14 protein-coding genes and 2 pseudogenes are annotated in these 12,510 nt (G+C 72.9%); 10 read left to right on the top strand and 6 right to left on the bottom strand.

Features of this window, described 5'->3' with window-relative positions:
- Window positions 1-78: 78 nt before the first annotated feature.
- Entirely contained in the window at window positions 79-480 is a 402-nt protein-coding gene (locus QSK20_RS21790) for a thioesterase family protein (protein WP_285790448.1), read from the bottom strand.
- Between the two features lie 73 nt (window positions 481-553).
- Between QSK20_RS21790 and QSK20_RS21795 the strand changes: the two genes are divergently transcribed.
- Window positions 554-2,191, top strand: coding sequence for a class I adenylate-forming enzyme family protein (locus QSK20_RS21795; RefSeq protein ID WP_285790449.1), 1,638 nt, complete (start codon window positions 554-556; stop codon window positions 2,189-2,191).
- A 138-nt stretch (window positions 2,192-2,329) separates the two neighbouring features.
- Here the strand turns inward: QSK20_RS21795 and QSK20_RS21800 are convergent, their stop codons facing one another.
- Window positions 2,330-3,862, bottom strand: coding sequence for a class I adenylate-forming enzyme family protein (locus QSK20_RS21800; RefSeq protein WP_285790450.1), 1,533 nt, complete (start codon window positions 3,860-3,862; stop codon window positions 2,330-2,332).
- Window positions 3,859-4,998, bottom strand: coding sequence for a zinc-dependent alcohol dehydrogenase (locus QSK20_RS21805; RefSeq protein ID WP_285790451.1), 1,140 nt, complete (start codon window positions 4,996-4,998; stop codon window positions 3,859-3,861). Before QSK20_RS21805 ends, QSK20_RS21800 begins: the two co-directional genes overlap by 4 nt.
- A gap of 98 nt (window positions 4,999-5,096) precedes the next feature.
- On the opposite strand from QSK20_RS21805, the gene QSK20_RS21810 reads away from it, so the two are divergent.
- Genes QSK20_RS21810 through QSK20_RS21830 form a run of 5 tightly spaced genes read left to right on the top strand, consistent with a single transcriptional unit; the run spans window position 5,097 to window position 8,509 of the window.
- Window positions 5,097-5,654, top strand: coding sequence for a 2-oxoacid:ferredoxin oxidoreductase subunit gamma family protein (locus QSK20_RS21810; protein ID WP_285790452.1), 558 nt, complete (start codon window positions 5,097-5,099; stop codon window positions 5,652-5,654).
- Entirely contained in the window at window positions 5,651-6,730 is a 1,080-nt protein-coding gene (locus tag QSK20_RS21815) for a hypothetical protein (RefSeq protein WP_285790453.1), read from the top strand. Before QSK20_RS21810 ends, QSK20_RS21815 begins: the two co-directional genes overlap by 4 nt.
- Window positions 6,727-7,509, top strand: a complete 783-nt coding sequence (locus QSK20_RS21820) for a thiamine pyrophosphate-dependent enzyme (RefSeq protein ID WP_285790454.1) — start codon at window positions 6,727-6,729, stop codon at window positions 7,507-7,509. The genes QSK20_RS21815 and QSK20_RS21820 overlap by 4 nt, the downstream gene beginning before the upstream one ends.
- The gene (locus QSK20_RS21825) at window positions 7,506-8,240 is read left to right on the top strand and encodes a GntR family transcriptional regulator (RefSeq protein WP_285790455.1); all 735 of its coding nucleotides are present in this window, start codon (window positions 7,506-7,508) and stop codon (window positions 8,238-8,240) included. Before QSK20_RS21820 ends, QSK20_RS21825 begins: the two co-directional genes overlap by 4 nt.
- Entirely contained in the window at window positions 8,237-8,509 is a 273-nt protein-coding gene (locus QSK20_RS21830; RefSeq protein ID WP_285790456.1) for a 4Fe-4S dicluster domain-containing protein, read from the top strand. Before QSK20_RS21825 ends, QSK20_RS21830 begins: the two co-directional genes overlap by 4 nt.
- 214 nt (window positions 8,510-8,723) lie before the next feature.
- On the opposite strand, the gene QSK20_RS21835 is transcribed toward QSK20_RS21830, so the two are convergent.
- On the bottom strand, window positions 8,724-9,077 hold the full coding sequence (locus QSK20_RS21835) for a transcriptional repressor (RefSeq protein WP_285790457.1): 354 nt from the start codon (window positions 9,075-9,077) through the stop codon (window positions 8,724-8,726).
- 84 nt (window positions 9,078-9,161) lie between these two features.
- On the opposite strand from QSK20_RS21835, the gene QSK20_RS21840 reads away from it, so the two are divergent.
- The 4 genes and pseudogenes from QSK20_RS21840 to QSK20_RS21855 all read left to right on the top strand — a co-directional run.
- A complete protein-coding gene (locus QSK20_RS21840; RefSeq protein ID WP_285790458.1) occupies window positions 9,162-9,776 on the top strand; it encodes a superoxide dismutase in 615 nt (204 codons plus the stop codon).
- 5 nt (window positions 9,777-9,781) lie between these two features.
- Window positions 9,782-10,042: a superoxide dismutase gene (locus tag QSK20_RS21845; RefSeq protein WP_285790459.1), complete on the top strand. Its 261-nt coding sequence runs from the start codon at window positions 9,782-9,784 to the stop codon at window positions 10,040-10,042.
- 239 nt (window positions 10,043-10,281) lie between these two features.
- Window positions 10,282-11,103 (top strand): SAM-dependent methyltransferase, encoded by an 822-nt coding sequence (locus tag QSK20_RS21850; RefSeq protein WP_285790460.1) that lies wholly within the window; start codon window positions 10,282-10,284, stop codon window positions 11,101-11,103.
- Between the two features lie 244 nt (window positions 11,104-11,347).
- Window positions 11,348-11,515, top strand: a pseudogene (locus QSK20_RS21855) (helix-turn-helix domain-containing protein); the annotation flags it as partial.
- A 92-nt stretch (window positions 11,516-11,607) separates the two neighbouring features.
- Here QSK20_RS21855 and QSK20_RS21860 read toward each other — a convergent pair.
- Both QSK20_RS21860 and QSK20_RS21865 read right to left on the bottom strand, forming a co-directional pair.
- Window positions 11,608-12,057: pseudogene (locus QSK20_RS21860) on the bottom strand (IS701 family transposase); the annotation flags it as partial.
- A 3-nt stretch (window positions 12,058-12,060) separates the two neighbouring features.
- On the bottom strand, window positions 12,061-12,435 hold the full coding sequence (locus tag QSK20_RS21865; RefSeq protein ID WP_285790461.1) for a YciI family protein: 375 nt from the start codon (window positions 12,433-12,435) through the stop codon (window positions 12,061-12,063).
- Window positions 12,436-12,510 lie beyond the last annotated feature (75 nt).

The following is a 12,510-nucleotide window of genomic DNA, read 5'->3' on the forward strand; positions in this document are numbered from 1 at the left end:
CCCCGGGGGCGCCGGTTCCGTCTGGTCCCCCGGGGCTCATGGCTTGCCCGGCCCGCCGGTTCCGTTCGGCCCGCCGGGTCAGGCGCCGGTGGCCCGGATCAGGGTCTGGGTGACCTGGCCGTCGCCGATGGTGCGGTCGCCGACCGAGGCGGTCACGTCGAAGGTGATCCGTCGGCCGGTCACCGTGGCCACCGTCGCCACCACGTCCACCTGCTCGCCGGCCACCGCCGGGGCCCGGTGGTGCACGCCGATCCAGGTGCCCACCGAGGCGGCGCCCGGCGCGAAGCGGGGCCGCAGCACGTCGGCGGCGGTGTCCTCCAGGATCCGGATCAGGGCCGGGGTGGAGAGCACCGAGGGGGCGCCGGGCACGTGTCCGGTGAGCATCTCCGCGCCCACGTCGAACGACCGGCGGGTCCGGTCGCCGGGGGCGACGGCGACGGTCAACAGGTCGGTTGCTTGCGAGCTCCGCCAGATCCGCATGCCGTCTCCTTGACACGTCTCGGCCGTCCGACCCAGAATGCCACAAACAAGCGCTTGGTTGGTAGGGGGGACAGTGCAGCTCGACGAGGTTCCGGCTCTCTTTCCACCCGGCACGGCCCCGGCCCCGGGCAGCGCCCACGAACGTTACGTGGCGCGGCGGCTGGCCGAGGTGGGCCGCTGGGGCGACGACACCCTTGTCGACCGGGTACGCCGGCACGCCACCACGATCGGCGACCGGCCGGCCTTCGTCGCCGCCGGGGACGACCGGGTCACCTGGCGGGGACTCGACGACCTCTCCGACCGGCTCGCCGCCGTCCTGTTGCGCCACGGGCTCGCCCGGGGCGAGCGGGTCGGCGTGCTCCTGCCGGACGGGGTGGCGGTGCACGTGGCGTACCTGGCCGCGCTGAAGGCCGGCGTCGTGGTGGTGGCGATCGGCCCGCGCGCCGGCCGGCTGGAGGTGCGGCACCTGCTCACCACCAGCGGGGCCACCGCGCTGGTCAGTCACGCCGAGCACCGGGGCGAGCCGGTCGCCGCGCTGGTCGAGGGGCTGCCGTTGGCCGTCCGGCTGGAGCTGCCGTGCGACGTCGCGGCTGCCGGCTGGTCCGCGCCGACCGACGCGGAACGGGCGGCGATCGCCGGCCGGAGCCTGCGACTCGGCGAGATCCACCTGCTCAACGGCACCTCCGGCACCACCGGCATGCCCAAGTGCGTGGTGCACAACCAGAACCGGTGGATGTACTACCACCGGCTCGCCGTCGAGGCGGGCGCGCTCACCGGCGACGACGTCTTCCTCACCCTGATCCCCGCCCCGTACGGCTTCGCCCAGTGGACGGCCAACTTCACCCCGACGCTGCTCGGCGCGCCGACGGTGGTGATGCCCCGGTTCAGCGCCACCGGCGCGCTGGAGCTGATCGAACGGGAACGGGTCACCGTGCTCTGCTGCGTGAGCACGCAGTTCATCATGATGCTCAACGCCGAACCGGACCGGTACGACCTCAGCTCGCTGCGGTGCATGTTCACCGGCGGTGAGGCGGTGCCCTTCGAGCGGGCGGTCGACTTCGAGCGCCGTACCGGTGCCCAGGTCCTCCAGTTCTTCGGCTCCAACGAGACCGGGGCGCTCTCCCGGACCACCACCGAGGACGGCCCGGACGCCCGACTGCGCACCGCCGGCCGGCTGATCGACGAGATGGACGTCCGGCTCTTCGCCGAGGACGGCACCGACGTCACCGCCACCGGTGGACCCGGGCAGGCGGCCTGCGCCGGTCCGGCCACCTGCCTCGGCTACTTCGCCGACCCGGCGGCGAACGAGCGGCTCTTCACCCCGGACGGCTGGATGCTGACCGGCGACATCTGCACCGTCGACCCGGACGGCTACCTGCGGGTGGTCGACCGCAAGCAGGACTTCATCATCCGGGGCGGGAAGAACGTCAGCGCGGCGGCGGTCGAGGACCAGGTCGGCTCGCACCCCGCCGTCGCGCTGGTGGCGGCGGTGGCGGTGCCCGACCCGACGTACGGCGAACGGGTCTGCGCGGTGGTGGTGCCGCACCCCGGTGCCACCCTCGACCTGGACGACCTCCGGGCCCACCTGGCCGAGCGGGGCGTCTCCCCGGAGAACTGGCCCGAGCGGCTGGAACTCGTCGACGAGCTGCCCCGGGGCTCCGGCGGCAAGATCGCCAAGGCGGAACTGCGGGCCCGGTTCCGGACCGGCTGATCCGCGCTCCGTCCCGCGCCGGCTGATCCGGACCGGCTGGTCCGCGCTCCGTCCCGCACCGGCTGGCCCGGGGCCGGCTGACCAAGCCCGGTGCCGGCCGGCGTCCGTGCCCGTTCCGCGTTGGCTGACCCGGCCGGGTCAGCCGCGCAGGTCCGGGCCGCCGGCCAGCGCCGCCCGGATGCGGGACCGCTGCACCTGCCCGGTGGCCGTGGTACGCGGGATGGCCGGCAGGACGACCACCCGGCGGGGCTGCTTGAAGCCGGCCAGCCGACCGGCGACGTGCGCGCGTACCGTCTCGACGTCCGGGTGGGGCGCGCCGTGGGCCAGGACCAGCACCGCGCAGACCACCTCGCCCCAGCGGTCGTCGGGCAGGCCGACCACGGCCAGGTCGACGACGCCGGCCAGCCCGCGCAGGGCGGTCTCCACCTCGACCGGGGCGACCGACTCGCCCCCGGTGCGGATCACCTCCCGGAGCCGGCCGGTCAGGTACAGGTAACCCTCCTCGTCGAGACGGCCCAGGTCACCGGAGCGGTAGACGCTTTCCGGCAGGGCCGCCGCCGTCTCCGCCGGCAGCCGGTGGTAGCCCGACATCAGCGCCGGTCCGGTGACCAGCACCTCACCGACCCGCCCGACGGCGGTGCCGCCCGGACCGGCGTCCCCGGCCGGTCCCGCGTCGACCCAGAGCGCGCCGGGGAAGGCCGGCCGGCCGACACTGCCCGCCTTGCGGGCCAGGTCCACGTCGGCGAGCGCGGCCATCCGACCGGCCTCGGTGGAGCCGTACAGGATGGTCGTGGTGGTGCCGGGCAGCCGGCGCTTGATCCGGTCCACCAGGTCGGCCGGCAGGGCCGAGGTGCCGGTGTCGGCGTGCCGCAGCGAGGAGAGGTCGGCCCGGCGGTGCTCGGGGTCGAGTAGCCGTTCCCAGACCGCCGGGATGCAGTAGAGCGCCGCCGGTCGTTCGGCGTGCACCACGTCGATGAGCCGGGCCGCGTCGGCCCGGGGGACCAGGTGCACGGCGGTCCGGTTCTGCCACGCCTCCAGCACGTAGTGCCAGCCGCCGTAGTGGTAGAGCGGGAAGCTGCACAGCACCCCGCCGGTGCCCCGGATCCCGCTGGTGAAGGTGCCGCCGCCCGGTGCGGCGCGCAGCCAACTGGCCCGGTGGCTGACCAGCGCGCCCTTCGGCCGGCCGGTGCTGCCGCTGGTCAGGTAGACGATGTGCGGGTCGGTGTCGGCCAGCCGCCCGGCCCCGGCCGGCGGGCTCGGCCGGGCCCGCGCGGTCAGCTCGTCGAGGTCGACCCCACCGCCGGCCGCCCCGGTCCGGGCCAGCGGCACCCCCGGCGGCTCGACGTCCCGGTCCACCACCAGCAGCCGGGGTTCCAGGTACGCCAGCACGGCCTCGGCCTCGGCGGCGGAGAGCGCCGGGTTGACCGGCACGAAGACCGCGCCGAGGCGGGCGCAGCCCAGGAAGGCGTCGAGGGTGCGCAGGGTCGGCGCGGTGGACCAGGCCACCCGGTCGCCGGCCCGCACCCCCAGCCCGGCGAGGGCGTTGGCGGTCCGGTTCGCCTGCCGGTCCAGCTCGCCGAAGGTGATCCGGTCACCGGCGAGGGTGGCCGCCACGGTGTCCGGGACCATCCGGGCGGCCAGCCGGACGATCTCGCCGATCAGCAGGTTCACGAGCGCTCCCAGTCGACGCCGATGCGGACCTGGGCCGGGTTGATCGCGCCGTGGGCGGCCTTGTCACTGGTGATCCGGATCGCCTCGACTATCGAGTCGATGCCGGTCAGGTGGTGCGTGACCAGGGACTCCACGTCGACGTCGGCGCGGGCGACCAGGCGTAGCGCGTGGGCGAAGACGCTGCCGGAGGGGGAGTAGCCGCCCGCTCCGGAGCGGGGGTGCAGCAGGGAGACCGCGCGCTCGCGGAACAGCCCGAGGGGGGCGGGCACGTCCTCCGGCGGGACCGAGACGCCGACCACCCGGCCGCCCCGGCGGGCACAGCGCGCGGCCAGGTCGAGGGTGGCCACGCCGGAGAGGCCGAGCCGGGGCGACCCGCCGGCGGTCTCGATCACCACGTCCGCGCCGACGCCCCCGGTCGCGTCCAGGATCGCCGCCAGCACCGGGTCGGTCCCGTCCGCGTCGGTGCCCGTCGCGTCGACGACGAGATCGGCGCCGAACCGGCGGGCCAGCGCGAGCTTGGCCGGGTTGCGCCCGCTCACCGCGACCAGGCCGGCGTTGCCGCGTCGGGCGACCTGGACGGCCAGCAACCCCATCACCCCGGCACCGAGCACCAGCACCGTCTCGCCGGGCGCGACCGTGGCCAGCGCGTGGGCGTGCAGCGCCCCGGCGAGCGGCTGGACGGCCGCCGCGGCGGTGGCACTGACCCCGGCCGGCACCGGCACCACGGCCCGTTCCGGGACCACCACCCGTTCGGCCAGCGCGCCGGGGCGGGTGAAACCGACGAACTCCGGCCGGACGCACGCGTCGCTCCGGTCGTGCCGGCACGCCACGCAGTGGCCGCAGGTGAGCGTCTCCACCGCGGTGACCCGGTCGCCGGGTCGGTACCGCCGTACCCGGTCGCCGACCGCGCCCACCACCCCGCAGAACTCGTGCCCCCCGAAGCGGACCGGTCCGGCGGCGAGCGCCTCGGCCAGCCTGCGGTGCAGGGCGATCCGGGCACCGGCGACGAGCATGCACTCGGTGACGCTCGGTTGTACCCGGGTGACGTCGATCAGCACGTCGTCCGGCCCGACCTGCGGGTCGGGCACCTCGTCGACCCGTAGGTCGCCGAAACCGTGCAGTACGGCGGCGCGCATCCTGCTCCCTTCCGCCGGGCGGCGGAGAGCGGCCTTGCCCGACAGTCAGATTTTGTATTCAATATCCAAACCAGGTCAAGGTCTCGATCGGAGGACGCATGGAGCGGGAACTCGTGGTCACCGGGGTCGGCGGTCAGGGCATCCAACTGCTCGCCAAGACCCTCGCCCTCGCCGCCACCCGCGAGGGCCGCTACGCCATGCTCACCGCCGACTACGGTGGCGAGATGCGGGGCGGTCCGTCCCGCGCGGGAGTGGTGATCGGGGACGCGCCGCTGCGCAGCCTGCCGGTGCTCGCCGCCGCCTGGTCGGCGATCGTCGTCCACCACCGGTTCAGCGAGCCGGCGCTGGCCCGGCTGCGCCCCGGTGGGCCGGCGGTGGTGAACGTCCCGCTCGTCGACCCGGCGAGCCTGCCCGACATGACAGTGCACCCGGTGGACGCCACCGCCGTGGCCCGCTCGGTCGACGCGCCCCAGGCCATCGGGTTCGTCCTGCTCGGGGCGTACAACGCGGTGACCCGGACGGTCGACCCGGCCGCCCTGGTCGAGGCGATGACCGAGCTGCTCCCGCCGTACCGCAGGCAGCACGCCCCGGCCAACGCGCGGGCGCTCGCCGCCGGCGCCGCCGCGGCCGGCACACCTGCCGGAGCGCTCTGGTGACGAGGGAGCTGCTGGAGGGCAGCGCCGCCATCGCGGCGGCGGCGATCGCCGCCGGCTGCCGCTTCTTCGCCGGCTACCCCATGTCCCCGTTCACCGGACTGCTCGAGAGCATGTCCCGCGAACTGCCCGGGGTGGGCGGCGTCTGCCTCAACGCGGAGAGCGAGATCGAGGGCGTCAACATGGTGCTCGGCGCGGCGGCGGCCGGCACCCGGGCCGCCACCGGCTCGTGCGGGCAGGGGATCGCCCTGATGCAGGAGACCATCGCCGAGGCGGCGCTCAACCAGACCCCGTTCGTGGTCTTCAACATGGCCCGCAACCAGCAGGACTACTTCCAGTGCACCCGGGGCGGCGGGTGGGGCGACTACCGGACGATCACCCTCGCCCCGAAGGACGTCACCGAGGCCGTCGCGCACACCCAGCTCCTCTTCCACCTCGCCGAGCGGCACCGCGCGCCGGTGATCCTCTACGGCGACCCGCTGATCGCCCAGACCCGGGTGTCGGTGACGGTGGAGCCGGTGGACCACGGTCCGCTGCCGGCCCGGGACTGGGTGCTCGACGGCACCGGCGGCGGCACCGGCCGTTCCCGCCAGGTCTGGACCTGGGCGATGGGCAAGGCCACCGACCCGGGCCCCGGCCCCGACCGGCACTGGCGGACGATCGCCGACAAGTTCGACGCCATCGCCGCCACCGAGGCCCGGCACGACCAGGCGTACGTCGACGACGCCGAGACGGTGGTGGTGGCCTTCGGCACGGCGGCGCTCTTCGTGGAGTACGTGGTCGAGGAGCTGCGCGCCGAGGGGCACCGGATCGGCTGGTTCCGGCCGGTGACGCTCTGGCCCTTCCCGGGTGCGGCGCTGACCGCCGCCACCACCGGCGCCCGCCGGGTGCTCGTCTTCGAACTCAACGCCGGACAGATGCTCGACGACGTCCGCATCCACGCCGCTGACCGCTCGGTCGTCCGCTTCGTCGGCGGGGTCAGCATCGCCGAGTCCGGTCTCGCCTACGGCGACCTGATGGACGCCCCGGTGATCCGGGACCGCATCCTCGCCGCACTCCCCGGAGGTGCCGCCGCATGACCCGTGAACAGATCACCATCGACACCTCCGGTCCGCCGACGGTGCCGGCCCGCAAGGTCGCCGACCCCAAACCGTCGCTGCTGCTCGGCGAGCACTCGCTCTGTCCGGGCTGCGGCGAACCGGTGGCGCTGCGGCTGCTGCTGGAGGTGTTGCAGGAGCTGGACATCGTGCAGCGGACCATCGGGGTGGTCGGCCACGGCTGCTACGGCAGCTTCGTCCGGATCATGGACGTCGACGTCCTCCAGTGCCTGCACGGCCGGGCGCCCTCCTGCGCCACCGGCATCAAGCGGGTCCGGCCCGGGTGCGCCGTCTTCACCATGCAGGGCGACGGCGACATGGCCAACGAGGGACTCCAGGAGGTGCTGCACGCCGCCGCCCGGGGCGAACGGATCACCTGCGTGCTGCTGAACAACGGGGTCTTCGGGGACACCGGCGGCCAGCTCACCGCGACCACGGTGCTCGGTCAGCGCACCAAGACCAGCCTTGCCGGCCGGGACGCGGCGGCGCACGGCTTCCCGATCCCGGTCGCCGACCTGGTCGCCGGGCTGGAGGGCAGCGCCTACGTCGCCCGGGGCGCGGTCTCCACCGCCGGCGGGGTGGCGCAGACCAAGCGGATGCTGCGCCGGGCCTTCGAGACGCAGCTCGCCGGGGACGGCTTCAGCCTGGTGGAGATCCTCACCATGTGCCCGACCGGGTGGTTCGTACCCGCCAACGAGGGTCCCGGATATCTTGGCGGATCGCTGGAACAGAGCTATCCACTCGGGGAGTTGACCACATGACGCCACTGGTGCGGACGAGGGCCGGTGAGGCGGTCGCCGAACACATCCTCGGGCTGCTCTTCGACGGCACCCTGCGCAGCGGGGACCGGATCGACCTCGACGCGGTCGCCGCCGCCCTCGAGGTCAGCCGGGCCCCGGTCCGGGAGGGACTCGCGCAGTTGGAACGGGACGGCCTGGTCAGCCTGCCGCACTACCGGGGCGCCTTCGTGGCCGCCTTCGACGCCGGCACGGTCCGCGAGGCGTTCGAGCTGTACGGCATGCTGAGCGCCCTGACCAGCAGCCGGGCCGCCGTCTCCACCGACGCGGGACTGCGCGAGACCCTCGACAAGCTCGTCGAGGCGCTGACCGGGTGCGAGCAGGTGGACGAGTTCGAGCGGCTGGCCCGGGAGTTCCGCAAGGTGGTCAACCTCGCCGCCGCCGGCCCGCACCTGCGGGCGTTGCTGCGTACCTTCAGTGGCCTGGTGCCGGTCGCGGCCCGGTTCGCCATCGAGGACGCCATGGACGACGAGCGGGCCGCGCTGCGCCGCGAGCACGCCGCTCTGGTCGCCGGTGACCCGGCGGCCGCCGCCGTGGCGAGTCTCGACCACGTGTCGATGACCGCCGAGAACGCGGTGAGGGCGCTGCGGCGGCGCGGCGTCTTCCCGGCCGGACCCGAGCCGGCACCCGTACCCGGAGAACGCGACCGGATGCTCGGCATCGTCGCGGCGATGACCAGAGGAGACCGCGCGTGACCACACCGGAGGACGCCGTCCGGGCCAGCCGGGGCACGCTGGTCATCGACACCGAGAAGTGCAAGGGCTGCGACCTGTGCGTCCTGGCCTGCCCGCCCCAGGTGCTGGTGATGTCGGCCGGGGTCAACGAGATGGGCTACCGGTTCCCGGAGCTGACGCCGGGCTGCACCGGCTGCACCGCGTGCCAGATGGTCTGCCCGGACTTCGTGTTCTCCGTCTACCGGCTGACGCCGGTCGCCCGCCCGTCGGGCGTCGACCCGTCGTCCTGACCGTCGTCGGCCTGTCGGCGGCCGGCGGGGGCGGCCCTCCCGCTCCGCCCGCGTCTATAGCCCTCGTGGCGTCGGTCGTTGTCGACCGGACCGAGAGGAGGACGTGGCGTGACCAGGAAGACAGTGGATAGGCGGCGCTGGGCGACCGGCTCCCTCCTGGCCGGCTGCGGACTCGTGCTCGTACCGGCACAGCCGGCGAGGGCTGTCGCGGGCGTCATGATTCAAGCCGGTCGGCCGTAAGCTGCCGCAGTTCGCCGGACCTCCCGCAGGCGGCGTGGTGATGAGCGTCGTCGGCGAGCCCGAAGGTGATCGTCCTGCCGACCGGGACCGTGTACGCGATCTCCAGGTTGACCAGTTGCCGTAGCACCCGGTGCGCCGTCGACAGTTCGATCATCAGGCCACGGGTGAGCAACGAGCAATGCACCTCGGACGCGGTGAGGTGCCCACGGTCGCCTACCGCGTCGGCGAGTTGGTCGAGTACTGCTCGCCGGGCGGCAGTGTTGCGCAGCCCTGCGCGACGCAGTTGCGTCACGGCGGCGGCTACCCGGTCGGCCTTCGATGTGATCAATCGCCACTCCTTAGCGCACGCCCATCGCTCTGTTGCAAGATAGTGGCAATAGCATTGCCATGGCAGTAGCCGCGAGGAGTTCTGATGCCGATCTACACCCTGCCCGACCTGCCCTACGACTACGGTGCACTGGAGCCGGCGATGTCGGGGCAGATCCTGGAGCTGCATCACGACAAGCACCACGCCGCGTACGTCAAGGGCGCCAACGACGGCCTGGAGCAGTTGGCCGAGGCGCGGGAGAAGGGGGACTTCTCGACGCTCGTCGGCCTGGAGAAGACGTTCGCGTTCAACCTGTCGGGGCACGTACTGCACACGATCTTCTGGGGGAACCTCTCGCCGGACGGCGGTGACCGCCCCGACGGAGAACTGGCCGCCGCGATCGACGAGCACTTCGGCTCGTTCGACGCGTTCGCCGGGCAGCTCTCCGCCGCCACCAAGAGCGTGCAGGGCTCCGGCTGGGGTGTGCTCGCGTGGGAGCCGCTGAGCCAGCGGTTGATCGTGGAGCAGGTGTATGACCACCACGGCAACGTGGGACAGGGTTCCACGCCGTTGTTGGTCTTCGACGCCTGGGAGCACGCCTACTACCTCCAGTACAAGAACGTGCGGCCGGACTACGTCGACCGGCTGTGGAACCTGGTCAACTGGTCGGACGTGATCGCCCGCTTCGACGCCGCCCGCGCGTTCACCCCGAAGATCTGAGCGGCGTGACCGGAACCACCCCGGCCGCGGCGGAGCTGGTCCAACGAGCCGCCGGGGTCATCGCGGCCAAGCATCGCGGCGACCTCGACGGTGCCGAGGAACTCCTCGCCGCGTTCGGCTCCGAGCAGGCCAAGACCCTCGGCTTCTACCTACTGGCGGACCTGGGCCTCGGACTCCTGCGCGCACAGAGCGGCCAGTCCATGGACGACCTCGTACGCGAGCTGTCTCTGATCATCGCCGCCACTGCCACGCCGCCCGAGGCCTGACGGGCCGTGGTCATCCGGTTGGTGCCGCCGGCCCTCAGCCGGCGGCACCGAACCGGGGCACGCGTCGTCGTCCGGCCGCGCGGCCCGGCTGCGGCACGGGATCGCTCGGCCGGCAACGCTCATCTACCCTCAGGACGCGCGTCCACAGTGGTGGGCCGGTCCGGTGTCGGTTCGGCGCCCCTGCCGTGGTCGCCCGCGCCAGCCGGCCAACGACCATGCCCGTACGGAGGATCGAAGCGTTGACGAGAAAGGCTTCTGCGCCCGGTGTCGACACCACCCGGCCCAGCATCGCCCGGATCTACGACTACTACCTGGGCGGTAAGGACAACTTCGCGGTCGACCGGCAGGCGGCTCAGATGGCGTTGCAGGTGACGCCGGACGGCCCGGAAGCGGCTCGGGCCTGCCGAACCTTCCTCCGTCGAGCGGTGCGGTACCTGGCCGCGGAGGCCGGCATCCGGCAGTTCCTCGACATCGGCTCAGGGCTCCCCAGCCAAGGCAACGTGCACGAGATCGCCCATCAGGTGGACCGGACCGCCCGGGTGGTCTACGTGGACAACGATCCGATGGCGCTTGCGCACGGTCGGGTCCTGCTCGCGGACGCCCGGACCACCACCGTGGTCGGGGGCGATATCCGGCAGCCGGAGGAGTTGCTGGCGCACCCTGAGGTCCGGAAACTGATCGACTTCGACCAGCCGGTCGGGCTGTTGCTCCTGGCGATCCTGCACCATCTGCACGACAACGACGACCCAGCGGGCATCACCCGCCGGCTCACCGCCGCTCTGCCCGCCGGGAGTTACTTGGCGATCTCGCACTTCCACGACCCCGGTGAGGCTCAGCCCGAGGTCTCACGGCGGGCGCGGGCGGTGGAGAAGGTCTTCAACGAAACTCTGGGCACCGGCCGGTGGCGAACCCGTCAGGAGATCACCGGCTTCTTCGGGGGCCTGGAACTGCTGCCTCCCGGGCTGGTCCCGCTCGCCGACTGGCACCCGGACGGCGACGGGGGCCCCCGGCAGACCGACACCTACCACACCATCCTCGGCGGGGTCGCCCGCAAGCCCTGACCGCCCACCCGGGCCGGACCGGCGGAGGCCGCCTGGCCCCCGCGTCGCGGGTCAGCAGCCGGGGCCCGGCCGTCCCTGACCGGCTCAACGCACGTCACCGATGCCCCGCTGGTCGCCCGTCGCAGCAGTTCATAGAGCCTGTTGCGCTCGGCCGGGTAACGTGCCCAGCACCTCTGTCGGTTCCGCCTGAAAACTGACCACGTGGTTCCGGCTGAATCGGGACCACTTCCTGAAGCATCGGGAGGTGCTGAGCGTGGAGGACTGGGCGGAGATCCGGCGGCTTCGGCGGTCGGAGGGTATGGCTATCCAGGCCATCGCACGGCGGTTGAGGATGTCTCGCAACACCGTGAAGAAGGCCCTGGCCAGTGACGAGCCGCCGCGGTATCGGCGGGCGGCGAAGGGCTCGATCGTCGTCCTGGTAGTGGCTCGTTCTGGCTCGAAACTGGTGACGGCGTCGCCACCATGACCATCGATTGAACTGGTCGCGGGTTCGTCTGCGGGTGATCAGGTGTGCCAGGAGACGTCGAGTCTCGGCGAGGCTGAGGGGGACGAGTCCGGCCCGGTCGGCGGTGCCCCCTTTTGCGCCCCAATGGCGGTGACGGCGAGGAAGGCGTGGGCGCACATAGCGAGTGTTATGTGGCGGTACCAGGCGTCGTAGCGGCGCACCTGGTAGTCGTCGAGGCCGACCTGTCCCTTGGCGGCCTGGAAGCACTCCTCGATGGCCTGTAGGCAATCTCTCCGGTGGTGATGCTGCGCCGGGCGAGCAGTCAGTGCCCGCGGCCTGGCTGCCAGCAGATCCGGATCGGCACCCGCGCCCACCAGTACTCGCGTGGTCCGTGCGCGCCAGCGCCGGCCGACAGCCGACAGCCGGCACCATGCCCGAGCGGGTAGCGCGGCGATCAGTTTGCCGGCGCGGGCGCGGCCCATGCTCGTGGTGACCACGTCGTCGTTGCAGGTCTACTCGGGGCCCTCCTGCAACGCGCGTACCTCGATGCGTGACTGAAGCGCGGCGGAGGCCTGCTCCGCCCAGGTCACAGCGGTTTCCTCGTCGGTGGCGTTGATGATCCAGAAACCGCCGACGTACTCCCGGGCCTCGACGAAGGGACCGGGTACGCGCTTGGCCTCGCCGCCGGTGGCGTCGATGGTGATCGCGGTCGACGGCGGGTGAAGCCCACCGGCGTGCACGAAGGCGCCCGAGTCCTGCAGCGCCGAGTTGAAGCGGTCGACGGCGGCCATCATGGCCTCCAGTTCGGCCGGGTCCATCTGCTGCATCGACTCCATCGTCGGCTCCTCAGCCGTGTCGTGCGGGATGGTGAGGAAGTACTGCGGCATCTGATGTCTCCTGATCGGTGAGCTCCGTCGTTGGTGATCTCCACTATCCGGGGCTCATTGCCGTCTCACCTATCC

The organism is Micromonospora sp. NBRC 101691 (assembly GCF_030269285.1).
Classification (GTDB): domain Bacteria; phylum Actinomycetota; class Actinomycetes; order Mycobacteriales; family Micromonosporaceae; genus Micromonospora; species Micromonospora echinospora.

What these genes read in the sequence shown, in the direction of transcription:
- QSK20_RS21790 (WP_285790448.1), bottom strand. Translation starts at nt 480, where the DNA reads ATGCGGATCTGGCGGAGCTCGCAAGCAACCGACCTGTTGACCGTCGCC.
- QSK20_RS21805 (WP_285790451.1), bottom strand. Translation starts at nt 4,998, where the DNA reads ATGCGCGCCGCCGTACTGCACGGTTTCGGCGACCTACGGGTCGACGAG.
- QSK20_RS21810 (WP_285790452.1), top strand. Translation starts at nt 5,097, where the DNA reads ATGGAGCGGGAACTCGTGGTCACCGGGGTCGGCGGTCAGGGCATCCAA.
- QSK20_RS21820 (WP_285790454.1), top strand. Translation starts at nt 6,727, where the DNA reads ATGACCCGTGAACAGATCACCATCGACACCTCCGGTCCGCCGACGGTG.
- QSK20_RS21825 (WP_285790455.1), top strand. Translation starts at nt 7,506, where the DNA reads ATGACGCCACTGGTGCGGACGAGGGCCGGTGAGGCGGTCGCCGAACAC.
- QSK20_RS21840 (WP_285790458.1), top strand. Translation starts at nt 9,162, where the DNA reads ATGCCGATCTACACCCTGCCCGACCTGCCCTACGACTACGGTGCACTG.
- QSK20_RS21865 (WP_285790461.1), bottom strand. Translation starts at nt 12,435, where the DNA reads ATGCCGCAGTACTTCCTCACCATCCCGCACGACACGGCTGAGGAGCCG.